Raw genomic sequence first — 25,340 nt, 5'->3', positions numbered from 1 at the left:
CATGAGTCCGGTCCGAGTCCTGGCCGTCGGGGTCCACGTCCTCGACGTCCACGTCCGCCACGTCGAGTCGATCCCCGAGGGGTCCGAGGGACAGATCGTCGACCAGATCCGCGTGTCCCCCGCCGGCACGGCCGGCGGCACCGCGGTGGTGCTCAGCCGCCTGGGGGCCGAGGTCCACAGCGCCGGGGCGCTGGGACGCGACCCGCTGGCCGGCGTGCTCCGGCAGCTGCTGGAGCACCACGGGGTCGACACCACCCGCCTGGTCACCCGGCCGGACGTCCAGACCTCGGCGAGCGTGCTGCCCGTGCGGCCCGACGGCGCCCGCCCGGCCTGGCACTGCATCGGCGCCAACGGCTCCTACACGCTGGACGACCTCGACCTCACCACGCTCGGCGACTACGACGTGGTGCACCTCGGCGGCCCTGAGTTCCTCGGCGGCGAGGCGGCCGGCGCGCTGCTCGAGGCCGCGCGCGCGGCCGGTGCGACGACCTCGGTCGACCTCCTCGCGCCCGGCGACCCCGACATGCTCGAGTGGGTCGGCGCCTGCCTGCCCCACGTCGACCACCTCCTGCCCAACGACGAGCAGCTGCGCGGCTTCACCGGACTCGACGACCTCGGCGAGGCCGCCCGCGTGCTCCTCGACCGCGGCGTCGGGTGCGTGGCGGTGACCTGCGGCGGCGACGGCGCGCTGGTCGCCACGGCCGCGGGCGTCGAGCGGGTCCCGGCCTTCGAGGTCGACGTGGTCGACACCACCGGCTGCGGCGACGCGTTCAGCGCCGGCTTCCTGCTGGGCGTCGCCGGAGGGCGTACGCCGGCCCAGGCCGCGGTCCTGGGCAACGCGACGGCAGCCCAGGTCGTCGGCGGGGTGGGCACCGACGCGGGGACCTACGACCTGGCGTCCGTGGACGACTTCGCGATCAGGACCCCGACCCGCGCGGGTCGCTGATCACTCGATCCAGCCACGCGTGGCGCCGAGGACCCGGCTGCCGTCCAGGTCGCCGAGCGACAGGCCCGCGAACGCGCCCGCGGCCTCCGAGGTCTGCCACCGGAAGCGGTAGCCGTCGGCCGTGACCGCCTCGGCGATCGACCGGGCGGCGTCGACTGCGCTCTGCGCCGCGGCGAACGCGCCCTCGGTGCGCGCGACGTAGGCCCGCAGCTGGGCGGCGTAGGGGTCCTCGTCGGACACCTCGGGCCGATCGACGTTGCCGACGAACTCGCTGGACACCGCAGCCGGCTCGATCACCGAGACCCACACACCGTGGGCCAGCACCACGGTGGCCAGGGACTGCATGAAGCCCTCGACCGCGAACTTCGCGCCGCAGTAGGCGTCGGCGAACGGCTGGCCAACCGCCCCGCCGACGCTGGTCACGGTGAGCACCCGGCCCGAGCCGGCGGCACGCATGTGCGGCAGCACCAGCTTGGTCAGGGCGACGGGGCCGAGGTAGTTGACCTCGAGCTGCGCGCGCACCTCGTCGAGGCTCAGCTGCTCGGCGGTGCCCACGGCGCCGCGACCGGCGTTGTTCACCAGGACGTCGAGGTGTCCGTGGTCGGCGAGCACGCCGTCGACGCACGCGCGGGCCGCAGCGTGGTCGGTGACGTCGAGCGGGCGTACGTCGACCTCGACGCCGGCCCGCTGCGCCGCCGCCAGCAGGTGGCCGTTCCGGTCCATGTCGCGCATCGTCGCCACCACGACCATGCCTCGCCGGGCCAGCTCCACGGCGGTGTGCAGGCCCATCCCGGAGGACGTGCCGGTGACGAGGCCGACGCTGCTCATCGGGGGCTCATCGGGGGCTCATCGGGGGCTCATCGGGGGTCGGGCCCTCAGGCGCAGAGGCCGGCCCTGGCCGCCTCCGCGGCGCGGGTCGGGTCCTTGCTCGGGGAGGGGGTCTGGCCGGGCTTGGGGGTCTGGTCGGAGGCCTTGGCCGCGTTGCCGGTGAACTTCTTGGGCAGCGGCTTGTCCGCCCGCAGCAGGCGCCACAGCTGCTTGGCGTCGGGCGCGGCCTGGAGGCGGTTGGGGTCGGGCTCGTAGGCCTCGAACGGCATCGAGAGGAACTGCACCCGCTTGAGGCCGATGCCCTTGACCTGGTTGGCCAGCGAGGCCATCTCGGTGAGCTTGTGGAGGCCGCGGTCGGTGGTCAGCGACTTGGTCGCGGCGTTGAGGAAGTCGTAGAGACGCTTGGGGTTGAACAACGTGCCCGCGGCCAGCGCCTTGTTGGCCATCGCAGCCAGGAAGGTCTGCTGACGCTTCATGCGACCGATGTCGCCGGTGTCGGTCGTGCCGATCGAGTGGCGCACGCGGACGTAGTCGAGGGCCTGCTCGCCCTTGACTGTGTAGGACCCGGCCGGGAGGTAGATGCGACCGATCGGGTCGTTGACCTCCTGCGGCAGGCAGACCGGGACGCCGCCGAGGGCGTCGACCATGTTCTTGAAGCCGGCGAAGTCGACGACCAGGAAGTGGTCGACGCGGACGCCGGTCATGTGCTCGAACTGCTGGATCGTGCACGACTCGCCGCCGACCGCGAACGCGTCGTTCCACTGCACCGCGTCCTGGGCCGGCACCCGGTCGCCGCTGTGCTTGTCCGTGCAGGCGGGCCGCTCGACCATGAGGTCACGCGGGACGCTGACGCCGTAGGCGCGCTTCCGGTCCGCCGAGAGGTGCAGCAGGATCGTGGTGTCGGAGAGACCGGGCGTGCTGCCGGCGACGGCCTTCTGACCGGCGCGGGAGTCGTTGCCCAGCACCAGCACGTTGAGCGGCTCCTTGGGGCCGCTGACGGCCTCGCGATCGGGTCGCGGCCCGGTGATCTGGTCGAAGGCGTTGGACACCGTCACGTTGCCCTCGAGGTGGCGGTAGACGAGGTAGCCGCTGCACCCGAGCGCGAGCAGCACCATGACGGTCGAGACCGCGACGGCCCGCACGACGGGATGGCGACGCCCCTGCAGGTGCTTGCCGTAGTACGCCACGATCCTCGCTTCTCGCTCGTCGGTCCGACCCCTCGGACCGATGTCACCCCGTCAGGCCACCACCCCGGAGGAGGTGGTCGGCCGCGACCGAGAAGGATACCTGGGCATCCTGTCCCGTCGACACGCCGATGAAACCAGGATCGCCCCCATCCGGGGGGCGAACGCCGGAAGACCTCCGGTGACGCCGACCACCCGGACGGCATCGCGCGGAGGGGGTAGTTGGTCCTTGCACGCACGTGTCACCCAGCCCCTGGCCGGGTGCCTCACTGCCCTGTGCCTCGCTGCGTCAGGGCGATAGGACGGACGCAGGGGGGGGATTGGCAGTTCGCCTGGTCTCGGGCCGACCACCGTCCTCGATCTCTTCGGGCAGGACGTGGGGTGTCGCGATGCGTGACGCAGTGGGTGAGGTCGTCGGTGGCGACCGGGCCACGGGGGGCACCGCGGCGCTGAGCCGTCGCCGGTTCCTCGAGGCCGCCGGCATCGCCGCCGGGGCGATGGCGGTCCCGACGGGCCTCTGGACGCCGTACGCCGCCGCCGAGCCGCTCGCGACGAGGGGCTTCGGGGCCGGCCGGCCCCTGCGCGCGGCGATGCACGTGCACGGCAGCTGGTCGGAGCAGGAGGGGAGCTGGGAGGCGCAGCTGCACCAGGCCGCGACCAACGGCTACGACCTGCTCTACCTCACCGACCACGACCGTCGGGCGCTGGCGATGGGCTACGCGACCTCGCTGACCGGCATGGAGTGGGACCCGGTGACGAGCACGGGCCGGCTGACCCGGCTCGCGGCGAGCGTCGACCGGGGCTCCTTCCACCTGCTCGCCGAGAGCTCCGCCCTGACGCTCCCGGCCTCGGTCACGATGCCGATCTACGGCCGCACCAGGTTCCGGACCTCCGTCTCCGGACTCACCATCAAGCACACCGTCGACTCGGTGCGTCTGGGCACCGGCGCGCGCTACGAGGTGGTCCTGACCCTCTCCCACCACCCGGCGCTGGCGGGCCGGCCGGCCGGGCAGTACGAGCTGGTCTACCGGTTCGGCGCGCACCCCGGCCGTCGGACCGAGAACGGCGGCTTCACCGGCGTCGTCGGCCTGCCGAGGCCCGGGGCCGGCACCACCCAGACCCTCGTCCCGGTCAAGGACATCGCCGCGATCTGGCCTGAGATGATGGCCATCGACAACAGCAGCTACGGCCTGGCCTTCCGCGCCAGGAGTCCTCGCCGTGGGTCCGCGTGCGACGTGAGGGTGCGGTCGGTGCGGTTCGGTCGCTCGCGCAGCACCGCGGCCGCCGTCATCGCCGACCAGGCCGCCATGCTCGCGAGGTACCGACCGCGGTTCCCGTCCCTCACGGTGCAGGCCCTCATCGAGACCAGCCGCACGCTCCCCGACATGAACCCCTTCGGGATCCCGCCGTGGATCCCCGACTACTCGACGATGTCGCAGGACCGGGTCACCTACCACCAGCAGATCTCGGACAAGGTGCACGCGATGGGAGGGCTGATCTCCTACAACCACCCGTTCGGGGCGCACCTCGGTCCGCTGCTCAGCCCGGCCGACCAGGCGGCGCGGCGGCGCAAGATCTTCCGCGACATGCAGGCCGTCGGCCGCTTCGACGCCGACATCCTCGAGGTGGGCTACAACGTGCGCGGCAACGTCGACTGCCCGACCCACCTGGCGCTGTGGGACACGTTCTCGCGCAACGGCAACTTCCTCACCGGCAACGGCGTGACCGACGACCATTCCGGCAAGGGCTGGGCGGAGAAGCCCAACGGGTTCGCCACCGGGATCTGGGCGCCCTCCACCGGGCGGGCCGACGTCGTCCGGGCACTGGCGGCCGGCAGGGTGTACGTCGCCCACGCCGGTCAGTGGTCGGGTGCGCTCGACCTGCTGGTCGACGACTCGGTGCCGATGGGAGCGGTCTCGGTGAGCGACAAGGGCTCGCGGTCGCTGGCCGTCTGGGCCACGCAGCTGCCGCCCGGGGGTGCGGTGCAGGTCGTGGGCGGTCCGGTCGACTACGCCGGCAACCCCGACCCCGCCACCTCGGTCGTGGCGACGCTCAGCCCCTCGTCGTTCAGCGGGGACACGGCCGCGGTCACGCTGGACACATCGGCCTCGCAGTTCTTCCGCGTCCAGGTGCTCGACGAGCGCGGACGTCTCCTGGGCTCCAGCAACCCGGTCTGGCTGCTGCGCGCCAACCCGCCGCACGGCATCCCACCTGCGCGCCGGGTCACCTGAGCGCTGTCACTAGACTCGGCCCGGCGTGGGTCGCTGCACCCCGGACCCGCGCCCCGCCCCAGTAGCTCAGTGGATAGAGCAGCCGCCTCCTAAGCGAAAGGTCGCCAGTTCGACTCTGGCCTGGGGCACCCCCCGCCCTTCCCGTCCGCGCCCGGGCGGGTCAGCCGACCTGCTCGGCGACGCTCTCGAGGAGCTCCCGCAGGGCGCGCCGGACCGGGAGGTAGGCCGCGAGGTCGGCGGCGGTGCCGAGCAGGCCCGGGGAGTCGTAGGCGAACCGCAGGACCACCCGGGTGCCGTCCCCGTGGGGCCGCAGCCGGAGCCGGAGCCGGTGGTCCACGCCCGTGATCGTGGTCCAGGTCAGCTCGCGCGGCGGCAGGTGCTCGATCACCTCGACGTTGCCGCCGACCGGGACCGCGCCGACCTTGAGCAGCACGCGATAGCGCGCCCCGGGACCGGGCACGGTGTCGGGGGCGAGCTCCTCCACGATGAACCGGTCGCCCAGCCGGCCGATGCGGCACGGGTCGGCGACGACGTCCCAGACCTTCTCCGGGGGCGCCGCCACGACGATCTGCTCCTCGAGCCTCATGCCCGCCCCCTCACCCGAGCACCGGGAAGCGGCGCTCGCCCTGCATCTCGGTCAGTGCCGCCTGCATCTCGGCGACCAGCGCGTCGTACACCTCGTCGACGTCGGCGTCGTCGCCGAACCGCTCGGCCAGGTCGACCGGCGGGAGGAACCGCATCGCGACCTTGACCGGCAGCGGCAGGTGGGGCTGCGGACCGACCTGCAGGCCGAACGGCAGCGAGAGCATCACCGGCAGGGTCTTGAGCCGGATCGACCGGTCGAGCCGCAGCAGCCGCGCCAGCCCCTCGCCGCGGCTGAGGAACAGGGCGGTCTCCTGGCCGCCGAGGGAGACCATCGGCACCACCGGCACCCCCTTGGCCAGCGCGAGGCGGAGGAAGCCCTTGCGGCCGCCCATGTCGATGCGCCCGGACTGCCAGCTGGGCCGGAAGACCTCGTAGTCCCCGCCGGGGAACACCGTCACGACGGCCCCCGCGTCCAGCGCCTGCTCGGCGTTGCCGTGGTCGGCCTCGATCGTGCCGAAGCGGCGCAGCATCCACCCCAGCGGCGAGTTGAGCACCATGCGGTGCGCCAGCTGGAAGTGCTGGCGCTCGACGCCGAAGTAGGTGCTGATCGCCAGCTGGGAGATGAACACCTCGGGCGAGGACGTGCCGCCGCTGTGGTTGCCGACGACGAGCACCGGGCCCTCGCGCGGGATGTTCTCCAGCCCACGGATGTCGGGGCGGTACCACGCGCTGACCAGCAGCCACAGGCCCGGCAGCAGCTCGCGCATGAAGTCGGGGTCGCGGTCGTCGAGGTCGCCGGGACGGAAGCGGGGCGTCAGCGCCGAGACGACGCCTCGCGCGGGAGCGGTCGCCGCGCTCACGGCGGGACCGAGGAACGGGATGTGCACGGAGGCATCTTGGCCCAGTGGTGCCCGTCCCATTCCTGGTCTCGACAAGCTCGCCCGCCGACATCGCTACGGTCGTCCTCATGAAGGCCGTCGTCTGCGAGCGCACCGAGCTGTCCGTCCGAGACCTCCCCGACCCCGAGCCGGGGCCCGGCCAGGTCGTCCTCGAGGTGGTGCGGGCCGGGATCTGCGGCTCGGACCTGCACGCCAGGTTCCACGCCGACGAGCTGGCCGAGGTCTCCTCGGCGATCGGCATGACCGACATCATGCGGACCACCGACGCCGTCGTGATGGGGCACGAGTTCAGCGGCCGCGTCGCGTCGTACGGCCCGGGGACGCGCAAGCGCTACGCCGAGGGCACGCCGGTCGTGGCGTTCCCGATGGTGCGGCGCGAGGGGGCGATGCAGATGATCGGCCTGTCCCCCAGGTGCACCGGCGCCTACGCCGAGCAGGTGCTGGTGGAGGACGCCTTCCTGTTCGAGGTCGACAACGGCTACAGCCCCGAGCTCGCCGCGCTGACCGAGCCGATGGCCGTCGCCCACCACGCGGTCCGCAAGTCGCGGATCGGCAAGGGCGAGACCGCCGTGGTCGTGGGGTGCGGACCGATCGGGCTGGCGGTGATCCTCATGCTCAAGGCCCGCGGGGTGCGTCACGTCGTGGCCAGCGACTACTCCGCCGCGCGCCGGGCGCTGGCCGAGCGGTGCGGTGCGGACGAGGTGGTCGACCCCGCTGCCACCTCGCCGTGGTCGACCTTCGAGGGCCACAAGCGCTACCGCACCGACGCCACTCCCCTGCTGGACTACGCCCACAAGGCGATCGGCGACCTGCGCAAGGTGCCGTTCCTGCCGTGGACCCGGCTCGTGCGCGCCGCCGAGCTCGCGGGCCAGAGCCCGCAGCAGGGTCCCGTCGTCTTCGAGTGCGTCGGGGTGCCGGGCGTCCTCGACCACGTCATCGCCGGCGCCCCGCTCTACACCCGCGTCGTCGTGGTGGGCGTGTGCATGGAGCCCGACCGGATCACCCCGGTGATGGCGATCAACAAGGAGATCTCCCTGCAGTTCGTCTTCGCCTACGACCCGGCGGAGTACGCCGACACGCTCCGGATGCTGACCTCCGGGGCGGTCGACCCGTCCCCGCTGCACACCGGCACCGTCGGCCTGGGCGAGGTGGCCCAGGCCTTCGACGACCTCGGCTCGGCCGAGCACCACGCCAAGGTCCTGGTCGACCCGACGGCCTGATCAGGCAGACCGCGGCGGGTCAGGTCACCAGGGGTGGCCGTCGAGTTGGGCGACCCTGGTGGTGCCGTAGAAGACGTCGGCCGCCACGCTCTTGCCGACCGCGCCGCTGAGCTCCTGGCCCCGCGTCCCGACCGTCCCGTCGCCGTCGACGTCGTACGACGCCTGGGCGCTCAGCGGGCCCCAGACGAGGGCCTTGCCGTCGACGCAGTAGCCGCTGCCGCACGCGGCGACCGCGCCGGTGTAGGTCGTGAACTCCGGGGTCGGCTCGGGGGTCGGGGTCGGGGTGGGCGTCCCGCTCGGGGTGGACCCGCCTCCCGTGCTGCCACCGGTCGCTCCGCCCGAGGCTCCCGAGGAGCCGGACGAGCTGGGAGAGCTCGGAGAGCTGGGCTGGTGACCGGCCGTGGTGCCGGGCGTGCCAGCCGTGCCGTGGTGGTTGCCGGTCGCGCCCTTGCCACCCTTGGCGCCCTTGCCGGTCTTCACCGGCTTGCCGTGCTTGTCGACCTTGACGACCGCCGGCTTCACCTTGGGCGCGTCGGCGCTGACCCCGGGGGCCGGGGGCGGCGACGGGATGACGAACACGCCGGTCTCGTAGCCGTGCGCGAACGCCTCGACGAGGTCGATGTAGTAGTCGGAGTTGTTGTAGCTGCGGATGGCGGCGTCCATCGCCGAGCCCGACTGGATGCTGCCGCTGGAGGGGCAGAGGTAGAAGGCCGCGGCCATCGCCGCGTCGTCGATGTCGTTGGGGTTCTCGATGCCGTCCCCGTCACCGTCGCGGCCCGACGAGGACCACGTGCCCGGGATGAACTGCATCGGCCCGACCGCACGGTCCCAGACGCTGTCGCCGTCCCACTCGCCGCCGTCGGTGTCGTGGATCGCGGCCACCGGCCCCTGGCCGTCGAGCGCGATGCCGACGATCGCCGGGCGGGGCAGGCCGTCGGTGCCGAGCACCGAGCCGCCGTACCTCCCGTGGTCGGACTCCACCCGGCCGATGCCGGCCAGCAGCGTCCAGGGCATCTGGCAGCCGGGACGAGCCGCGTTGACGGTCTCGGCGGCGTGCTTGTAGGCGCGGAGGGCGGCGGAGGGGACGTCGTAGCTGCCCTCGCTGCTGATCGCCCACAGGTCGCGGCCGTTGGCGCTGAGCCTGGACCGCGGGTCGCGGACCGACCGGATCACCACCGGGGCCATCACCTTCTGCACCATCGTCACCTGTGGCTCCGCCGGCGGCGGCGCCTCGGCGGAGTCGGCGACCGACGCCAGGTCGGGCTCACCGCCCGCTGCCGCCAGCGCGGCGCCGACCCCGAGCGCCACGCCCCCTGCGGCCAGCGTGCTCCCGGCAACCGCGGCCACCAGCAGGTGGCGGCGGGTGCGGGTGCGGTCGACGGACTTCCGAGATCCTTCGCGGTGGGCGCGAAGCGTGCTCAACACCGTTGTCATCCCCAATGTCGTGCGTGTGTCGTGCGTGTGTCGTGCGTGTGTGTGCGGGTGTGGCCCGTGACGCTCGCCCGCCGCCGGCCGGTCGCGAGACCCGGATGGCGGCTGACCCCCGTGAGCGGCCGGTCGGGCCTCGTCCTACCTGATCGGCTCGTCCTTGACCAAGGTGAACGAAATGCCTGACTTCGTCAGGCGTTCACGCAAATTGTCTCCCATCGCGACGGCGGTCGTCACCTGTCCGAAGGTCACAGGATTAGGGTCGAAAGCCAGGGACAGGGCGGACTCGGCGAGCATCTTGGCGGTCTCGGTGTAACCGGGGTCACCTCCGGCGACCTCGGTGACCACACGACGACCCCCGCCCTCGCCGACCATCTCGACGGTGAACCACGAGCGGCCACGCTTGGTCTCGCTGGGACCGCTGCCCTGCGGGACGCGCTTCTTGAGCTGCTCGCGCAGCGGCGGGACCTGGATCGCGCCCATCATCGTCGCCATGCCGGCGACCGCCCCGAGGGCGTAGCGCAGCGTCTTGAAGCCGGCGTAGTGCGAGTAGGTGAAGGCGGGGCCGTAGTCCGCCAGCGCCGCCGCGGACCTCTTGACCACGAACGGGTCGATCGTCGGAAGCGGCAGCAGCCAGTAGCCCAGCACCGGGTCGCGCTGCGGGCGGCCGCCCTGCGCGCGGACCTTGCGCCCGCCCTCGGGCCGGGGCTCCTTGGCGCGACGCTCGGAGGAGGCCTTCTGCATCTGGCGCCCGCGCGACATCTGCCCGAGGGCCGAGTGGAAGGTGCCGCCCGAGAACGCGGCGTTGGAGCGGACCACCCCGCGCACGGTCGCAGGGGCGTCGGCCGGGAGGTGCTGGCGGGTGAACTGCGCCCCCAGGTCGTGCGGGATCGAGTCGAACCCGCAGCAGTGGACCAGCCGCGCGCCGGTCTCGCAGGCGCGGTCGTGGTGGGCGAGGTACATCCGGTCGACGAACTCCGGCTCGCCGGTCAGGTCGACGTAGTCGGTGCCGGCCTCCGCGCAGGCGGCGACCAGCGGCTCGCCGTGCTCGAGGTAGGGACCGACCGTGGTCACGACGACGCGGGCGGACTCCGCGACCTCGCGCAAGGAGTCGGCGTCGGTGGCGTCGGCGACCAGCAGCGGCAGGTCGGCGCACCCCGGGTGGTCGGCGGCCAGCCGCTCGCGGACCTGCTCGAGCTTGGCCTTGTTGCGGCCCACGAGCGCCCAGCGGCAGGCTGCCGGGGCGTGAGCGGCGAGGTAGTCGGCGGTCAGTCCGCCGGTGAAGCCCGTCGCCCCGAAGAGGACGATGTCGTAGGGCCGGTCCTGCTGGGCGTCCTTGGAGGCCACATGAGCTCCTGTCGTGCGGGCCCGCTCACGGTGCGCGGGGGCCGGATCATTCTGACGGGTCGCACCCAGGCACGGCCAATTCGGCGTCCATCCCCGGAACCGGTCAGGCCGCCGGCGCGTCCCACCCGCATGAGCACGACACGACGCACCGCCCTGGTCGGCACCACCGCCGGCGCCCTCGGCCTCGGGATCGGCCTCTCCCTCGCCCTCGCGGGCTCCCCCGCCGCGAGCGCCTCGCCCCTGCCGGCGTTCGGCGGGTGCGACGAGTTGCTCCGGTGGTACGTCGATCGCGCGCTCCCGCTGGTCGGGCCCTACGGCCTCGGCGGGGGCCCGATCGTGTACGGCGCGATGGAGGACTCGGCAGGGTCCGGCTGGGCCGCCTCAGGATCGGCCGGGTCACCCTCCGACACGTCCGGGATGCCGGTGCCGATGCCGGCCGCCCGCGACGCGGCCGACACCGGGCAGGTCGCGAGCGGGACCGGCACCAACGTGCAGGAGACCCGCGTGGACGAGCCGGACCTGGCCAAGACCGACGGCGAGCTCGTGGTCCGGGTGCGCGGGGACCGGCTGCTCGTGGCCCGGGTCGGCGACGGCCCGGTCGGCCCCGTCGAGGACGTCGGCGCGCTCGGGCTGCCCGAGGACCTGCGGGCCTCCGAGCTGCTGCTGTCGGGGACCCGCGTGCTGGTCGTCGGGTCGTCGTACGCCCCCCGGCGGGTCGTGCCCCAGGTGGACGTGATGCCCCTGCCGCGACCGTCGGAGGACCTGGCGGCGCCCGGCTTCCCCGGTCCGGGTGAGCCGGTGCCCCTGCCGAGGCCCGAGCCGCCGGTTGCGCGCGTGCTGCCGTTCGCTCCGCCGAGCCCGGACTCGAGCCGCGTCGTCGAGGTCGACCTCACCGACCCGGCGGCGCCGCGGGTGCTGTCGGACCGGACGCACGGCGGCAGCCTGGTCTCGGCCCGGCAGTACGACGCCGCGGGCGGGTCGGTCGTGCGGCTCGTGCTGCACACCGGCGCCCCGACGCTCGACTTCGTCCAGCCGAACCGCAGCCGGTCGGAGGCCGAGGCGACCGAGGCGAACCGGCGCGTGGTGCGCGGCTCGACCCTCGCCGACTGGCTGCCCCAGGTGCGGGACACGGACGGGTCGGGCACCGAGGCCCTCCTCGACTGCGACGAGGTCCGGCACCCGCTGGCCCGCGACCTGCCCTCGCCGAGCACGTCGACCGACTCCTGGTCGGTGCCCGGCTCCGACCTCGGCACGCTGAGCATCGTCACGCTGCCGTTCAGCGACCCGACCTCGACGGACGCGACGGGGGTGACGACGGGCGCCGAGACCGTCTACTCCTCCCCCGACCGGCTCTACGTCGCGCTGAGCGGGCTCGACGGGACCACCGACGTGCACGCCTTCTCCCTGGACGGGTCGGCGACCCGCTACGCCGCCTCGGGGACGGTCGACGGGACGGTCCGTGACCGGTGGGCGATGGACGAGCACGACGGCGTCCTGCGGCTGGCCGTCGCGCTCCGCGGCACCGCCGACAACGGGGTCGTGACGCTGCGCGAGGACGGCTCGACGCTGCGACAGCTGGGATCCGTGCGCGGGCTCGGCCTCGACGAGGAGATCAAGTCGGTGCGGTGGTTCGACGACCTCGCGGTGGTGGTCACGTTCCGGCAGACCGACCCGCTCTACACCGTCGACCTGCGCGACCCGTCGGCTCCGCGCACCCTCGGCGCGCTGAAGGTCCCGGGCTTCTCCACCTACCTCCACCCGATCGGCGGCGGGCGGCTGCTCGGCGTCGGCCAGGACGCCTCGGCCTCCGGGGTGACCCGGGGGACGCAGGTCTCGGTGTTCGACCTCTCCGACCTGGCCGCCCCTCGCCGGCTGTCCCGCCTCCCGGTCGACGGCGCGATGCTGCTGGCCGAGTACGACCCCCGCGCGCTGACCTGGCTGCCGTCGGGCTCCGGCTCGGGCGGGACCGTGCTGGCCGGCGCGTCCTCCTCGATCGACGGCCGGCCCTCGGTGCTCGAGCTGCGTGTGGGGCCCGACGGGTCGCTGGCCCGCGGCCGGGCGTGGACCCTCGGGCCGTCGTACGCCGTGGACGGGCCGGCGACCCCGCGGGCCCTCCCCCTCGGCGACGGGCGCGTCGCGCTGGTCGGCGAGGGCGTGCAGGTGGTGCGGGTGCCCTGAGGTGGTGCTGTGCCGTGTCTAGGGTGGCGGCATGTGCCGCAACATCCGCCAGCTCCACAACTTCGAGCCGCCGGCCACCTCGGCGGAGGTGGAGGCCGCCGCGCTGCAGTACGTCCGCAAGGTCAGCGGCTCCACCCGCCCGAGCAAGGCCAACGAGGAGGCGTTCGCGGCCGCCGTACGCGAGGTCGCCCACGCGACCCAGCACCTCCTCGACGCGCTCACCACCACCGCCCCGCCCAAGGACCGCGAGGTCGAGGCGGCCAAGGCGCGGGCCCGCGCCGCCACGCGGTACGCGTAGGGGCGCGGTTTCACTAGGTACCTAGTGAACCTGTCACTTCCCGAGCGAAGTTTCGCTCGGGGGGCGACAACATCACTAGGTACCTAGTGAAACCGTCAGCGCAGGACGAACACGTGGTCGGCCGCGGCCTGGTCGAGCTCGGCGGTCTCGCCGCCCGAGCCGACCAGCCAGCCGTCGTCGGTCCCGCGGACCGAGACCTCGCGGCCCGGCAGGGCGCCGACCCGGCGCAGGGCGCCCATGAGCGCCTCGTCCTTCTGGGCCTCCTCGCCGATGCGGCCGATGCGCACCCGCACCTCCTCCGGGCCCGTCCGCATCTCCGACAGCGGCCGGACGCCCTCGCGGAACTCGCCCGCGATCGCCTCGCCCAGCTCGTCGAGACCCGGGATCGGGTTGCCGTACGGCGACTCGGTCGGGTGATCGAGCAGCTCCATCAGCCGCAGCTCGACGGCCTCGGAGATCACGTGCTCCCAGCGGCAGGCCTCGGCGTGGACCAGCTCCCACGGCAGGCCGATCACGTCGGTGAGGAGCCGCTCGGCCAGCCGGTGCTTGCGCATCACGCGGGTCGCGAGGCGGCGGCCCTCGTCGGTGAGCTCGAGGTGGCGGTCCCCCTCGACGGTCAGCAGGCCGTCACGCTCCATCCGTGCGACCGTCTGGCTCACCGTCGGGCCGCTCTGGTGCAGACGCTCGGCGATCCGGGCCCGCAACGGCACGACGCCCTCCTCGACCAGCTCGTAGATGGTCCGGAGGTACATCTCGGTGGTGTCGATCAGGTCGCTCACAGGGGCCATCCTCCCAAACCGGCGGCGGTTCGCCCTTCCCGCGTCGGGGAGGGTGGGGGCATGGCTGCCGTCATGTGGTTCCGGCGCGACCTGCGCCTGCACGACAACCCCGCGCTCCTCGCCGCCCTGTCCTGCGGCGAGGTCCTGCCTCTCTTCGTGCTCGACCCGACCCTGTGGGGCCGGTCCGGCCCGGTGCGACGGTCCTACCTCGCCGCGTCGCTGCGAGCGCTCGACGAGTCGATGGGCGGCGCGCTCGTCGTACGCCGGGGCGCCCCGGCCGACGAGGTCCGCAAGGTCGCCGAGCACATCGGGGCCGAGAGCGTGCACGTCGCCGAGGACTTCAACCCCTACGGCCGCAGGCGCGACGAGGCCGTCGAGGAGGCGCTCGCCGGGCTGGACGTCACCCTCGAGCGCACCGGGTCGCCGTACGCCGTGTCGCCGGGCCGGGTGCGCAACGGCAGCGACCAGCCGTTCAAGGTCTTCACGCCGTTCTCCAAGGCGTGGGCCGCGCACGGCTGGCGGGGCCCGGTCGACGCGCCGCGCGACCCGTCGTGGGCCGAGATGAAGGGCGCGGAGATCCCCGCGGCCGACCTGCCGAGGGGCACCGAGATCGTCGAGGCCGGCGAGAAGGCCGCCCGCAAGGCGTGGTTCCGCTTCCGCGACCACGCCCTGTCGGAGTACGACGACGCGCGCGACATCCCGGGCGGCGACGGCACGAGCCGCATGTCGACCTACCTCCGCTGGGGCGAGATCCACCCGCGCACGATCCTGGCCGACCTCGCCGAGAAGTCCTCGACGAGCGCGACGACCTACCGCCAGGAGATCGCCTGGCGCGAGTTCTACGCCGACGTGCTGTTCCACCACCCGCACAGCGCGCGGGAGGACCTGCGCCCCGAGCTGTCCACGCTGCGGTACGACGACCCGGGCGAGGGCTTCGAGGCCTGGAAGGCCGGTCGCACCGGATTCCCCATCGTCGACGCCGGGATGCGGCAGCTGGCCGCGACGGGCTTCATGCACAACCGGTTGCGGATGATCACCGCCTCGTTCCTGGTCAAGGACCTCCACGTGTGGTGGCGCCACGGGGCGTCGTGGTTCATGGAGCGGCTGGCCGACGGCGACCTCGCGTCCAACCAGCACGGCTGGCAGTGGGTCGCCGGCACGGGCACCGACGCGGCGCCGTACTTCCGGGTCTTCAACCCGACCCTGCAGGGCAGGAAGTTCGACCCCGACGGCGACTACATCCGCCGCTGGGTCCCCGAGCTGAAGGACCTGTCCGCCAAGGAGATCCACGAGCCGTCGGGGGTGGAGGGCTACCCCGCGCCGATCGTCGACCACAAGGCCGAGCGCCAGGAGGCGCTGTCGCGCTACGAGAAGGCCCGGCGCGGCTGACCGGCGACCCCTATCCTCGGGCCGTGCGACGTCACCGGCTGCCCGTGAACCTGCCCGACCCGCTGGCGCTCGCGCGCCGCGCCGCCGACGAGGTCTACTTCGTCGGGGCCCTGGCCCAGCGCGGCATCCTGCGCCCCCATCCGCCCATCCGCCTGGCCCGCATGGGTCTCGGGCTGGTCACCCACGGCAGCGTCGCGGGCCTGCTCAACGCCGCCGCCCTCGCCTACGGCGACCGGGTCGCGATCAGTGACGAGCTCGGCACCATCACCTACGCCGAGCTCGACGCCCACGCCAACGCGATCGCCAACGGCTGGATCGCGCGCGGGCTGAGGGCGGGCGACGGCGTGGCGATCCTGTGCCGCAACCACCGGCACTTCGTCGAGGCGTTCTTCGCCGGCGGCAAGGTCGGCGCCAAGGTCATCCTCCTCAACACCGACTTCGCCGCCCCGCAGCTGCGCGAGGTCGCCGAGCGCGAGGGCACCGACCTGCTGGTCCACGACGACGAGTACGCCGAGCTGCTCGCCGGCGTCGACGTGCGACTGGGCCGTTGGCGGGCGTGGGTCGAGGAGGGGACCGACGCCGGGGACGCCGCGGGCACGCTGGCCTCCCTGGTCGCGCGGAGCTCGAGGAAGGCCCCGCCCCGGCCGTCGGCAGAGCTCAAGGTCACGATCCTCACCAGCGGCACGACCGGCACCCCCAAGGGCGCGAACCGCCCGACCCCCAAGAGCCTGGGCCCGATCGGCGGCCTGCTCGGCAAGGTGCCCTTCCACTCGGGGCAGACGATGGTCGTCGCGGCGCCGGTGTTCCACTCCCTCGGCTTCGCCACGATGATGCTCGGCATCGCGCTCGGGGACACCGTGGTGCTGCGGCGCCGGTTCTCCCCCGCCACCTGCCTGGCCGACGTCGCCGAGCACCGCGCGGACAACCTGGTCGTCGTACCCGTGATGCTGGCGCGGATGCTCGACCAGGACGACGAGTCGGGCTCGCGGACCGACCTGTCCTCGCTGTCGGTCGTGCTCTGCGGCGGATCGCAGCTGGGCGCCCCGCTCGCCGAGCGCGCGCTGCGACGGATCGGGCCCGTGGTCTACAACCTCTACGGCTCGACCGAGGTCGCGGTCGCCACCGTCGCGTCGCCCGAGGACCTTGCGCTCGACCCCGGCACCGTCGGGCGCGTGCTGCGCGGGTCGATGGTCAAGCTGGTCGACGACCAGGGCCGCGAGGTGCCGCGCGGCGAGACCGGCCGGATCTTCGTCGGCAACTCGATCCAGTTCGAGGGCTACACCGGCGGCGGCACCAAGGAGCTCGTCGACGGGCTGATGTCGTCCGGCGACGTGGGCCACTTCGACCAGCACGGCCTGCTCCACGTCGACGGCCGCGACGACGACATGATCGTCAGCGGCGGGGAGAACGTCTTCCCCAAGGAGGTCGAGGAGCTCTTCGAGCGCCACCCGGCCGTCGTCGAGTGCGCGGTGATCGGGGTGCCCGACGAGCAGTTCGGCCAGCGCCTCAAGGCCTTCGTCGTCCTGCACGAGGGCGCCTCGCTGGACGAGGAGGAGGCGCGCGACTACGTGCGCCAGAACCTCGCCCGCTACAAGGTGCCCCGCGAGGTCGTCGTGCTCGACGAGCTGCCCCGCAACCCGACCGGCAAGGTGCTCAAGCGCGAGCTGCGCTGACCCACCAGCTGTGGATCGGAGTCACCGCCGCTCAGCGGGCGTCGTCACTCCGATCTGCACGACCGAGGTCAGGCGGTGGCGGCGACCGGAGCGGTGCTGGCGACCACGAAGTCGTGCACCATCTCGGCGACGAGCCCCGGCACCTCGACCTGGGGGCAGTGGCCAACGCCCTGGAGCGTGGTCACCTTGGCGTGCGGCAGCCGGTCGGTGAAGTACGGCGCGTAGCGCCGCGGCGGGATGACCACGTCCTTGTCGGCGAACACCAGGTGCACGGGCACCGGGATGGTCTCGATGCCCGGAGCGGGGATCGAGCGGGCGCACGCCAGGAGCACCCGGACGGGATGGGTCGCGCCCAGGGCGGTGCGGATCACGTGGCGGGCGTCGGCCGGCACGATCTGCCGCGGGTCGTGGGCGACGGCGCGCAGACCGAGCGAGGCGACGGCCGGCAGCAGCGGCAGCACGTTGGTCAGGCGCGCGGGCCGCCGTCCGGCCGCGGCGACCAGGAACGAGGCGACCATGGCCGCGTCGCGCAGGGTCAGCGAGTCGTAGCCCCCGGCCGGCGCGATCGCGGTGACCGACCGGGCACGACCACGACGGCCGAGCTCGAGCGCGGCCCAGCCGCCGAGCGAGTTGCCCACCACGTGGGCGGTGTCCCAGCCGTGCCGGTCCATCTCGGCCTCGAGGTGGTCGACCAGGTCGTCGAACCTCGCCGTCAGCGACACCCCCGGCCCGCCGTAGTGGCCCGGCATCGAGACCGCCAGCACGTCGTACTGCGGGAGACGTTCGGCCACGGGCCGCCACGAGTGGTGCGACAGCATGAAGGGGTGGATGAGGAGCAGTGGCTCACCGTGACCGGTGCGGCGGCTTCCCGAGGGGCGGTAGCGGCGCGTGAACAGCGCTCGTCGTGCCATGGCCCCATGGTGACCCACACCACACCGAATCAAACGGACCACCGGTCGCTGTGTGTGTCGCGACCGTCTCAGATGTGGTCGTCCGGGCCGTCGAAATGTCGTTGTCCGGCCTTGCCGGGCCGACCTATCGTGGTCGCACACGAGGAAGGAGGTGGTCCAGAGAATGAGTTCTTATCGGACACGTGAGGTGGCTGCCCGCTAGCAGCGCACCGACCAGCCGGCTCGACCGCGCGTCGGCCGCGCGGCTGGTGAATCCAACGGCAGCCACCCGACCCGCAGGCGCCCCGACAAGTCCGACCGGGGGAAGACCAACGCCTGCGGGTCGTCCAATTCTCCGCTCGTACGCCGGACGTGTGGCGCTAAGCGACCGCTAACCCACCTCCCGAACTCTCCTCTCACCGGGCCCGCCGGGCCCCGACGAGAGGAACTCGCCCATGACCACCGCACTGACCCGCCGGGCCCGCCGGGCCCGCCCGGCCCGCCCGGCCCACGTCGTCGCGCTCGCGATCCTCGCCCTCGCCCTCGCGATCCTCACGGCCCTGCTCCCCGCGCGGGCCGACGCTGCCTACCTGTCCGCCTCGTCGGGCCGGCTGGGCAGCATCAGCCTCCAGGGTCCCCGCCTCGCCGCCTCGGACCTCGCGAGGCAGATGGCCAACGGCTACTACTCCTACTCCAAGCACTTCACGGCCGGGGGGCTCTCCGTGGCCCCGAGCCCCTCCTCGAGCGGCTGGCAGACGGTCACCGTGCGGTCGATGGTGCAGCGCTGGGACTACTCACGCTGGACCACGATCGCGGCGCGTGAGGTCAGCCGCTACGCCGGGGGCAGCCAGTGGGCCGGGTTCCCTGAGTGGACCTGGAGCCCTCCGACCTACCTCGAGCGCCGCGAGCTCTACCGGGTCATGCAGCTGGTGACGTGGACCGACTACTCGACCGGCCGTCTGCTCGCCTACACCGTCGTGGTGCCGAGCACCACCGCCGACAACGCGTGCAGGACCCGCTGGGTCGGCTGCACGTCGTACACCGACAGCGTGCGGTTCTGACCCCTCGGTCGCCTGGGCGGCAGACCGCTCAGGCGACCGCTGCGGCGAACTGCGACTGGTAGAGCCGGTCGTAGGCGCCCTTGGCGGCGAGCAGCTGCTCGTGGGTGCCCTGCTCAACGATGCGCCCGTCCTCCATCACCAGGATGAGGTCGGCGTCGCGGATCGTGGAGAGCCGGTGGGCGATCACGAACGAGGTGCGGTCCTGGCGCAGGGACGCCATCGCGTGCTGGACCAGGAGCTCGGTGCGGGTGTCGACCGAGGAGGTCGCCTCGTCGAGGATCAGCAGCGCCGGGTCGGCCAGGAACGCCCGGGCGATCGTGAGCAGCTGCTTCTCGCCGGCCGAGAGGTTGGTGCCCTCCTCGTCGAGGACCGTGTCGTAGCCGTCGGGCAGCGAGTGCACGAACCGGTCGACGAACGTCGCCCGCGCCGCCTCGAGGATCTCCTCCTCGGTGGCTCCGGGGCGGCCGTAGGCGATGTTGTCCCGGATCGTGCCGCCGAACAGCCAGGTGTCCTGCAGGACCATCCCGATGCGGCTGCGCAGCTCGGACCGCGGCAGGCTCGCGACGTCGACGCCGTCGAGAGTGATGCGGCCGCCCTGCACCTCGTAGAAACGCATGACCAGGTTGACCAGCGTCGTCTTGCCCGCACCGGTCGGCCCCACGATCGCGACCGTCTCGCCCGGGCGCGCCACCAGCGACAGGTCGTCGATGAGGGGGTGCTCCGGGTCGTAGGAGAAGGCGACGTGCTCGAACCGCACCTCGCCGCGCCCGCCGACCGGTAGGGACGACGGGTCCGCCCGGTCGGGCACCTGCTCCTCGGCGTCGAGCAGCTCGAAGACGCGTTCGGCCGAGGCGACGCCGGACTGCAGCAGGTTGGCCATGGACGCGATCTGGGTGAGCGGCTGGCCGAACTGGCGGGTGTACTGGATGAACGCCTGGGCGTCGCCGAGGCTGATGGAGCCGCCGGCCACCTTGAGACCACCGATCACCGCGACCACGACGTAGTTGAGGTTGCCGACGAACATCAGGATCGGCATCACCAGCCCGCTGACGAACTGCGCCCGGAAGGAGGCGTCGTAGAGCGTGGCGTTGTGCTCGTCGAACTCGCGCAGCACCTCGTCGCGGCGACCGAAGACCTTGACCAGCGCGTGGCCCGAGAACGACTCCTCGATGTGGGAGTTGAGGCGTCCGGTGGTGCGCCACTGGCTGATGAACTGGTCCTTGGACCGCTTCATCACCTGGGAGGTCGCCACCACCGACACGGGCACGGAGACGAGCGCGACCAGGGCCAGGGTCGGTGAGATCCAGAACATCATCGAGAGCACCGCCACGAGCATGAGCAGCGAGCTGAGCAGCTGGCTCATCGTCTGCTGGAGGCTCTGGGCGAGGTTGTCGATGTCGTTGGTGACCCGGCTCAGGAGCTCGCCGCGGGGCTGGCGGTCGAAGTACTCCAGCGGGAGCCGGTGCACCTTGTCCTCGACGTCGCTGCGCAGACGGTAGATCGTGCGCTGGACGACCTCGTTGATCAGGTAGCCCTGCGCGAACGCCACCAGCGCGTAGAGCACGTAGAGGCCCACGACGAGCAGCAGGACCTCGCGGACGGCAGCGAAGTCGACGCCCTGCCCGGGCACGAGGTGCTGCATGCCGGAGAGGAGGTCGGCCTGCTGCTCGTCCCCCTGCCTGCGCAGCCCCTCGACGACCTGGTCCTGGGTCGCGCCCGCAGGGAGCCTCCGACCGACGACGCCCTCGAAGATCAGGTCGGTGGCCCGGCCCAGGATCTTGGGGCCGAGGGCGTTGAGCGTCGCTGCGCCCGCGGCCAGCACCACCACCAGCACCACGAGCGCGCGCTCGGGCCGCATGAGCCCCAGGACGCGACGGGCGGACGGCTTGAAGTCGTGCGCCTTCTGGCCCACCATGCCGCCGCCCGGGCGGCCGGGCATCGGGCCGCCGACGGCACGCTCGGTGACCTTGAGCGTTTTCTTGTCAGTCTGAGGAGAAGTGTGTTCCTTGGTCACGCCGCCTCCTCCGCGCTCGCCTGGGAGGCGACGATCTCCTGGTAGGTCTCGCAGGTCTCGAGCAGCTCGTCGTGGCGCCCGCGCCCGACCACCTCGCCGTCGTCGAGCACCACGATCTCGTCGGCCTCGCGGATGCTCGAGACCCGCTGCGCCACGACGACGACCGTGGCGTCCGCGGCCAGGGGCCGAAGGGCCGCTCTGAGCCTCGCCTCCGTCCCCACGTCGAGGGCCGAGAAGCAGTCGTCGAAGAGGTAGATCGAGGGCCGGCCGACCAGTGCTCGCGCGATCGCCAGGCGCTGCCGCTGGCCGCCGGACACGTTGGTCCCGCCCTGCGCGACCGCCGCGTCGAGCCCACCCATCCGCTCGACGAAGTCGTCGGCCTGGGCGATGCGCAGCGCCTCCCAGACCTCCTCGTCGGTGGCGTCCTGCTTGCCGTGCCGGATGTTGCTGCCCACCGTGCCGGAGAACAGGAACGCCTTCTGGGGGACGAGGCCCACCGTGCGCCAGAGCACCTCGGGCGCGAGCCGGCGTACGTCGACGCCGTCGACCCGCACCGCGCCGGCGGTCACGTCGAAGAGACGGGGGACGAGGTTGACCAGCGTCGACTTGCCCGCACCGGTGGAGCCGATCACGGCGACCGTGCGGCCCGGCCTGGCGGTCAGTGAGACGTCGCGGAGGACGGGCACCTCGGCGCCGGGGTAGGAGAACGAGACGTGGTCGAGCTCGAGCACGCCCTCGCCGGCCACGGCCAACGGCTCGCCCGCGATCTCGGGCACGCTGGACTCGGTCTCGAGCACCTCGGTGATGCGGTCGGCGCAGACCGCCGAGCGGGGCACCATCATCAGCATGAAGGTCGCCATCATCACCGACATGAGGATCTGGGCGAGGTAGGACAGGAAGGCCGTCAGCTGGCCGACCTGGGTGGTGCCGGCGTCGACCCGGTGGCCGCCGAACCACAGCACCGCGACCATCGACAGGTTGAGGATCGTGAAGACGGTCGGGAACATCGCGGCGAACCAGCGCCCGGCGCGCATCGAGACGTCGGTGAGGTCCTGGTTGTCGCGGGCGAAACGCTCGCGCTCGTAGGGCTCGCGCACGAACGCGCGGACCACGCGGATGCCGGTGATCTGCTCGCGCAGCACCCGGTTGACCTGGTCGATCCGCTCCTGCATGGCCCGGAACGAGGGCACCATCCGGGAGGCGATGAAGCCCAGCGCCAGGATCAGCGTGGGCAGGAGCACGGCCACGATCCACGAGAGGCCGAGGTCCTCGCGCATCGCCATGAGGACGCCGCCGACGAGCATGATCGGGGCCGAGACGAACATGTTGAGCCCCATCACCACGAGCATCTGGACCTGCTGCACGTCGTTGGTGGTGCGGGTGATCAGCGACGGGGCGCCGAAGTGCTCGACCTCGCGGGTGGAGAACGACTCCACGCGGCGGAACAGCGCCGTGCGCAGGTCGCGTCCGACGCCCATGCCGGTGCGCGCACCGAACCAGACCGCCGACGCCGCGGCGACGATCGAGGCGAGCGAGATCAGCAGCATCCAGCCGCCGGTGCGGACGATGTAGCCGGTGTTTCCGGTCACCACGCCCTTGTCGATGATGTCGGCGTTGAGGCTCGGGAGGTAGAGCATGCCGACGACGTTGACCAGCTGGAGCAGCACGATCGCGGTGACCGCGGAGCGGTAGGGCGCGAGGAAGTCGCGGGCGAGACGGACGAGGTTCACAGGGCCTCCCGGGAGACTCGGTCGGGCGTCTTGAGGACGCCGTGGAGGACGGTGTCCACGATGTCGTCGGCGGTGAGGGGCTCGCCGCCCGAGAGCTCGGGGTGGGAGCCGGAGAAGGTGAGCATCCAGAGCAGTCGCCCCGCCTGGTGCGGGCTGACCCGCAGCTCCTGCGCGTCGTCGAGGAAGAGCCGGTCGATCGCCCCGTCGGCGGCGGTGCGCCAGGACCTGACCTCTTGCTGGCTGGGGCTGCACGACGCCGGGGCGCCGTGGTGCTTGCGCAGGTGCATCGCGGGCGGGCCCATCCACCCCATCGCGCGCATGACGCCGCCGACGCGGTGGAAGCGCTCGCGGTAGAGCTCGGTGAGCGCGAGCATCCGGTCGCGCAGCGACTGGTCGAGCGGGATCTGCCCGATCGCCTCGACCAGCGGGGACGGGTCGAGCGCGCTCAGCGCCGCCGCCTCGAGCAGGTCGTCCTTGGACGCGAAGGCCCGGAAGATCGTGCCCTCGGCGACGCCGGCCGCGTCGGCGATCTGACGGCTGGTGACCGACCGCCCGTGCTCCATCAGGAGCGGGAGCGTCGCCGCGACGAGTGCGCGGCGACGCTCCTCGGGGGGCATCGGGGTGGCGCGGGGTGACATGCCGCCCAGCGTAAGTGAGTGAGCGCTCACTCACAAGTAGGTCGTCCTCGGCGTTGGTTGAGGTGCGAGGCGCTAGCCGAGCCTCGAAACCTCAGGCGTCGACCGTGCCGAGCGCCCGCCGTACGCCGTCGACGTCCAGCCCGGCGACCGCGGCCCGTAGCGCCGGGTCGGGGTTGTCGAGCAGCGCGAGCAGCACCCGCTCGACGTCGAGCCGACCTGGCCCGCGGCGACCGCGACCGGGGCCGCGCTCCCCCCGCTCGGGCCGCCCCTCGAAGCGTCCCTCGATCCGCTCCTCGACGCGCTCCACGGCCAGCGAGCGCATCGTGTCGCGCAGGACGTCCTTGAGCGAGTCACGGAAGGGCCGGCCGAACGGGCCGCCGCCCCCGCGGGGGCCGCGACGCCCACGGCCGTGACCGTGACGGTGCGGGCCGGCGTACGGACCGCGGCCGCGACCGCGCCCCCGGCCGCGACGGTCCGGGCGACCGCCCCAGCCCTCGGCGAGGTCGCCGCCGAAGGTCGAGCGGACCGCCTCGCGCACGCGGTCGAGGTCGATGCCCAGGGCGCGGAGGGCCTCACGGTCCTCCTCGTAGGCCTGGGCCGGGCCGGAGTCGGGCGACTCGCCCGCCGGCTCCTCGGAGGCGGGTGCCTCGTCGAGCGCGGGGTGGTCGCGGTGGAAGGTGACGACCGCCTCGCGGCACCCCTCGAAGGAGAGGCCGTGCGCGAGCAGCAGGTCCGCGACGGAGCTGCGCCGGTCGGAGAGGAGACCGAGCAGCAGGTGCTCCGGTCCCAGGGTCGGGTGACCCAGGTCGCGGGCCTCCTCGGACGCTTGCATCAGGGCGATGCGGGTCGTGTTGTCGAGTCGGGAAAACATGGGTGCCTCCTGAAGGCAGGTCGGGGCCCGCGGGCGCGACACCGGGGTCCCGGGCGCGTCGTCAGTCGCGGGCGTGCTTCTGGTGGACGGCCTGACGGCTGACCTGCAGCACGTCGGCGATCGCCTGCCAGCTCATGCCCCGGGCCCGCGCGTTGCGGACCTGGATGTCCTCGAGCTGGTCGGCGAGTGCCCGGAGGGCGCGCACCGCGGCCAGACCCGTCTCCGGGTCTCCGCTCACGGCGTCGGCGGCGGCGTCGGAGAGTCCTCGGGCGTCGTCCATGCGTCAAGTAAACCTGACGTACTGCAGGTTGTCAACTTTTCCTGACACTGCTTTCTGCAGGTTGTGGTCGCTTCGCACGTGGCACAACGCCGGATGAAGCTCCGATCTACTACCCGGGACCGGAGGGACGGCGCGCTCAGGGAGCCAGGCGGTAGCGCTCCCAGGAGCCGTCGTCGCACTTCTCGAAGACCACCCGGTCGTGCAGGCGCCCCTTGCGGCCCTGCCAGAACTCGAAGTACGTCGGGGCGACGCGGTAGCCGCCCCACTGCGGCGGCCGCGGGACGTCCTGGCCGTCGTACTGCTCCTCGAGGGCGGCGAGCCGCTGGTCCAGCGCCTCGCGTGACGCCACCCGCTGCGACTGCGGGGAGGCGACGGCGCCGAGCTGGGAGGGGCGGGGACGGGAGGCGAAGTACTCGTCGCTCTCCCCCGCGTCGACCACCGAGGCCGTGCCCTCGATGCGCACCTGGCGCTGCAGGGGGTGCCAGGGGAAGAGCAGTGCGCAGTCGGGGTGCTCCCCCAGCTCCTGGCCCTTGCGGGACTGCTGGTTGGTGTAGAACACCAGCCCCCGCTCGTCGAACCCCTTGCACAGCACCATGCGCGAGGACGGTCGCCCGTCGTCGCCGACGGTGCTCACCACCATCGCGGTGGGGTCGTAGAGGTCGGCCTCGATCGCGTCGTCCATCCACCGCCGCAGCAGCGCGAACGGGTCGTCGCCGGCCTCCTCCTCGGACAGCCCGGCCAGCGAGTAGTCCTCGCGCACGGCCCGGAGGTCCGCGGACCGGTGGGTGCCGGCGGCGGGCAGGTCGTCGGGGCTCAGGTCCTCGGAGGCGTCGGCCATGTCGCCGAATGTAGTCGTGGGGCAGAATGCCCA

General features: G+C 72.8%; 22 protein-coding genes and 1 tRNA gene. 9 read left to right on the top strand and 14 right to left on the bottom strand.

Features of this window, described 5'->3' with window-relative positions; genetic code table 11:
* Nucleotide 1 precedes the first annotated feature (1 nt).
* On the top strand, nucleotides 2-946 hold the full coding sequence (locus J2S63_RS16625; RefSeq protein WP_310304523.1) for a carbohydrate kinase family protein: 945 nt from the start codon (nucleotides 2-4) through the stop codon (nucleotides 944-946).
* Here J2S63_RS16625 and J2S63_RS16620 read toward each other — a convergent pair whose 3' ends face one another.
* Both J2S63_RS16620 and J2S63_RS16615 read right to left on the bottom strand, forming a co-directional pair.
* Entirely contained in the window at nucleotides 947-1,774 is an 828-nt protein-coding gene (locus J2S63_RS16620) for an SDR family NAD(P)-dependent oxidoreductase (RefSeq protein ID WP_310304520.1), read from the bottom strand. It abuts the gene before it with no gap.
* A gap of 47 nt (nucleotides 1,775-1,821) precedes the next feature.
* The gene (locus J2S63_RS16615; protein ID WP_310304518.1) at nucleotides 1,822-2,961 is read right to left on the bottom strand and encodes an LCP family protein; all 1,140 of its coding nucleotides are present in this window, start codon (nucleotides 2,959-2,961) and stop codon (nucleotides 1,822-1,824) included.
* 386 nt (nucleotides 2,962-3,347) lie between these two features.
* On the opposite strand from J2S63_RS16615, the gene J2S63_RS16610 reads away from it, so the two are divergent.
* Nucleotides 3,348-5,189 (top strand): twin-arginine translocation signal domain-containing protein, encoded by a 1,842-nt coding sequence (locus tag J2S63_RS16610; protein ID WP_310304514.1) that lies wholly within the window; start codon nucleotides 3,348-3,350, stop codon nucleotides 5,187-5,189.
* 55 nt (nucleotides 5,190-5,244) lie between these two features.
* Nucleotides 5,245-5,317 (top strand) — tRNA-Arg (locus J2S63_RS16605).
* 32 nt (nucleotides 5,318-5,349) lie between these two features.
* On the opposite strand, the gene J2S63_RS16600 is transcribed toward J2S63_RS16605, so the two are convergent.
* Nucleotides 5,350-5,775 carry an SRPBCC family protein gene (locus J2S63_RS16600; protein WP_310304511.1) on the bottom strand — a complete coding sequence of 142 codons (426 nt, stop codon included), beginning with the start codon at nucleotides 5,773-5,775 and terminating at the stop codon, nucleotides 5,350-5,352.
* 10 nt (nucleotides 5,776-5,785) lie between these two features.
* Entirely contained in the window at nucleotides 5,786-6,661 is an 876-nt protein-coding gene (locus J2S63_RS16595; RefSeq protein WP_310304507.1) for a 1-acyl-sn-glycerol-3-phosphate acyltransferase, read from the bottom strand.
* Nucleotides 6,662-6,741: 80 nt separating this feature from the next.
* On the opposite strand from J2S63_RS16595, the gene J2S63_RS16590 reads away from it, so the two are divergent.
* Nucleotides 6,742-7,893 carry a zinc-binding dehydrogenase gene (locus J2S63_RS16590; RefSeq protein ID WP_310304505.1) on the top strand — a complete coding sequence of 384 codons (1,152 nt, stop codon included), beginning with the start codon at nucleotides 6,742-6,744 and terminating at the stop codon, nucleotides 7,891-7,893.
* A 24-nt stretch (nucleotides 7,894-7,917) separates the two neighbouring features.
* Here the strand turns inward: J2S63_RS16590 and J2S63_RS16585 are convergent, their stop codons facing one another.
* Together J2S63_RS16585 and J2S63_RS16580 are read right to left on the bottom strand one after the other, a co-directional pair.
* Nucleotides 7,918-9,315, bottom strand: a complete 1,398-nt coding sequence (locus tag J2S63_RS16585) for a lysozyme family protein (RefSeq protein WP_310304503.1) — start codon at nucleotides 9,313-9,315, stop codon at nucleotides 7,918-7,920.
* A gap of 147 nt (nucleotides 9,316-9,462) precedes the next feature.
* Complete coding sequence (locus J2S63_RS16580) at nucleotides 9,463-10,668, bottom strand: saccharopine dehydrogenase family protein (RefSeq protein WP_310304500.1); 1,206 nt, start codon at nucleotides 10,666-10,668, stop codon at nucleotides 9,463-9,465.
* 129 nt (nucleotides 10,669-10,797) lie between these two features.
* Here J2S63_RS16580 and J2S63_RS16575 point away from each other — a divergent pair, with 129 nt between their 5' ends.
* Together J2S63_RS16575 and J2S63_RS16570 are read left to right on the top strand one after the other, a co-directional pair.
* A complete protein-coding gene (locus J2S63_RS16575; protein ID WP_310304497.1) occupies nucleotides 10,798-12,846 on the top strand; it encodes a beta-propeller domain-containing protein in 2,049 nt (682 codons plus the stop codon).
* Nucleotides 12,847-12,877: 31 nt separating this feature from the next.
* Nucleotides 12,878-13,144 (top strand): DUF2277 domain-containing protein, encoded by a 267-nt coding sequence (locus tag J2S63_RS16570; RefSeq protein ID WP_310304495.1) that lies wholly within the window; start codon nucleotides 12,878-12,880, stop codon nucleotides 13,142-13,144.
* A gap of 95 nt (nucleotides 13,145-13,239) precedes the next feature.
* Here the strand turns inward: J2S63_RS16570 and J2S63_RS16565 are convergent, their stop codons facing one another.
* On the bottom strand, nucleotides 13,240-13,923 hold the full coding sequence (locus J2S63_RS16565; protein WP_310304493.1) for an iron-dependent transcriptional repressor DtxR: 684 nt from the start codon (nucleotides 13,921-13,923) through the stop codon (nucleotides 13,240-13,242).
* A 60-nt stretch (nucleotides 13,924-13,983) separates the two neighbouring features.
* On the opposite strand from J2S63_RS16565, the gene J2S63_RS16560 reads away from it, so the two are divergent.
* Both J2S63_RS16560 and J2S63_RS16555 read left to right on the top strand, forming a co-directional pair.
* Nucleotides 13,984-15,312, top strand: a complete 1,329-nt coding sequence (locus J2S63_RS16560) for a cryptochrome/photolyase family protein (protein ID WP_310304490.1) — start codon at nucleotides 13,984-13,986, stop codon at nucleotides 15,310-15,312.
* A gap of 23 nt (nucleotides 15,313-15,335) precedes the next feature.
* Nucleotides 15,336-16,985 (top strand): acyl-CoA synthetase, encoded by a 1,650-nt coding sequence (locus J2S63_RS16555; protein WP_310304487.1) that lies wholly within the window; start codon nucleotides 15,336-15,338, stop codon nucleotides 16,983-16,985.
* A 68-nt stretch (nucleotides 16,986-17,053) separates the two neighbouring features.
* On the opposite strand, the gene J2S63_RS16550 is transcribed toward J2S63_RS16555, so the two are convergent.
* Nucleotides 17,054-17,896 (bottom strand): alpha/beta fold hydrolase, encoded by an 843-nt coding sequence (locus tag J2S63_RS16550; protein ID WP_310304484.1) that lies wholly within the window; start codon nucleotides 17,894-17,896, stop codon nucleotides 17,054-17,056.
* Between the two features lie 434 nt (nucleotides 17,897-18,330).
* Between J2S63_RS16550 and J2S63_RS16545 the strand changes: the two genes are divergently transcribed.
* Nucleotides 18,331-18,936 (top strand): hypothetical protein, encoded by a 606-nt coding sequence (locus J2S63_RS16545; protein ID WP_310304481.1) that lies wholly within the window; start codon nucleotides 18,331-18,333, stop codon nucleotides 18,934-18,936.
* A 28-nt stretch (nucleotides 18,937-18,964) separates the two neighbouring features.
* Here the strand turns inward: J2S63_RS16545 and J2S63_RS16540 are convergent, their stop codons facing one another.
* The 6 genes from J2S63_RS16540 to pdxH all read right to left on the bottom strand — a co-directional run bounded on the left by J2S63_RS16540 (nucleotide 18,965) and on the right by pdxH (nucleotide 25,307).
* The gene (locus J2S63_RS16540; protein WP_310306726.1) at nucleotides 18,965-20,875 is read right to left on the bottom strand and encodes an ABC transporter ATP-binding protein; all 1,911 of its coding nucleotides are present in this window, start codon (nucleotides 20,873-20,875) and stop codon (nucleotides 18,965-18,967) included.
* Between the two features lie 71 nt (nucleotides 20,876-20,946).
* A complete protein-coding gene (locus J2S63_RS16535; RefSeq protein ID WP_310304478.1) occupies nucleotides 20,947-22,680 on the bottom strand; it encodes an ABC transporter ATP-binding protein in 1,734 nt (577 codons plus the stop codon).
* Nucleotides 22,677-23,318 carry a TetR/AcrR family transcriptional regulator gene (locus J2S63_RS16530; protein ID WP_310304476.1) on the bottom strand — a complete coding sequence of 214 codons (642 nt, stop codon included), beginning with the start codon at nucleotides 23,316-23,318 and terminating at the stop codon, nucleotides 22,677-22,679. Before J2S63_RS16530 ends, J2S63_RS16535 begins: the two co-directional genes overlap by 4 nt.
* 91 nt (nucleotides 23,319-23,409) lie before the next feature.
* On the bottom strand, nucleotides 23,410-24,189 hold the full coding sequence (locus J2S63_RS16525; protein WP_310304474.1) for a Clp protease N-terminal domain-containing protein: 780 nt from the start codon (nucleotides 24,187-24,189) through the stop codon (nucleotides 23,410-23,412).
* 61 nt (nucleotides 24,190-24,250) lie between these two features.
* A complete protein-coding gene (locus J2S63_RS16520) occupies nucleotides 24,251-24,469 on the bottom strand; it encodes an RNA polymerase subunit sigma-70 (protein ID WP_310304471.1) in 219 nt (72 codons plus the stop codon).
* Between the two features lie 136 nt (nucleotides 24,470-24,605).
* Entirely contained in the window at nucleotides 24,606-25,307 is a 702-nt protein-coding gene (gene pdxH, locus J2S63_RS16515) for a pyridoxamine 5'-phosphate oxidase (protein ID WP_310304468.1), read from the bottom strand.
* Between the last annotated feature and the right edge of the window lie 33 nt (nucleotides 25,308-25,340).

Origin of the sequence: Nocardioides marmoribigeumensis, from assembly GCF_031458325.1 — a bacterium.
GTDB classification, from domain to species: Bacteria; Actinomycetota; Actinomycetes; order Propionibacteriales; family Nocardioidaceae; genus Marmoricola_A; species Marmoricola_A marmoribigeumensis.
The sequence above is the reverse complement of the archived record's forward strand: the minus strand, read 5'-3'. Positions and strand labels throughout refer to the sequence as shown.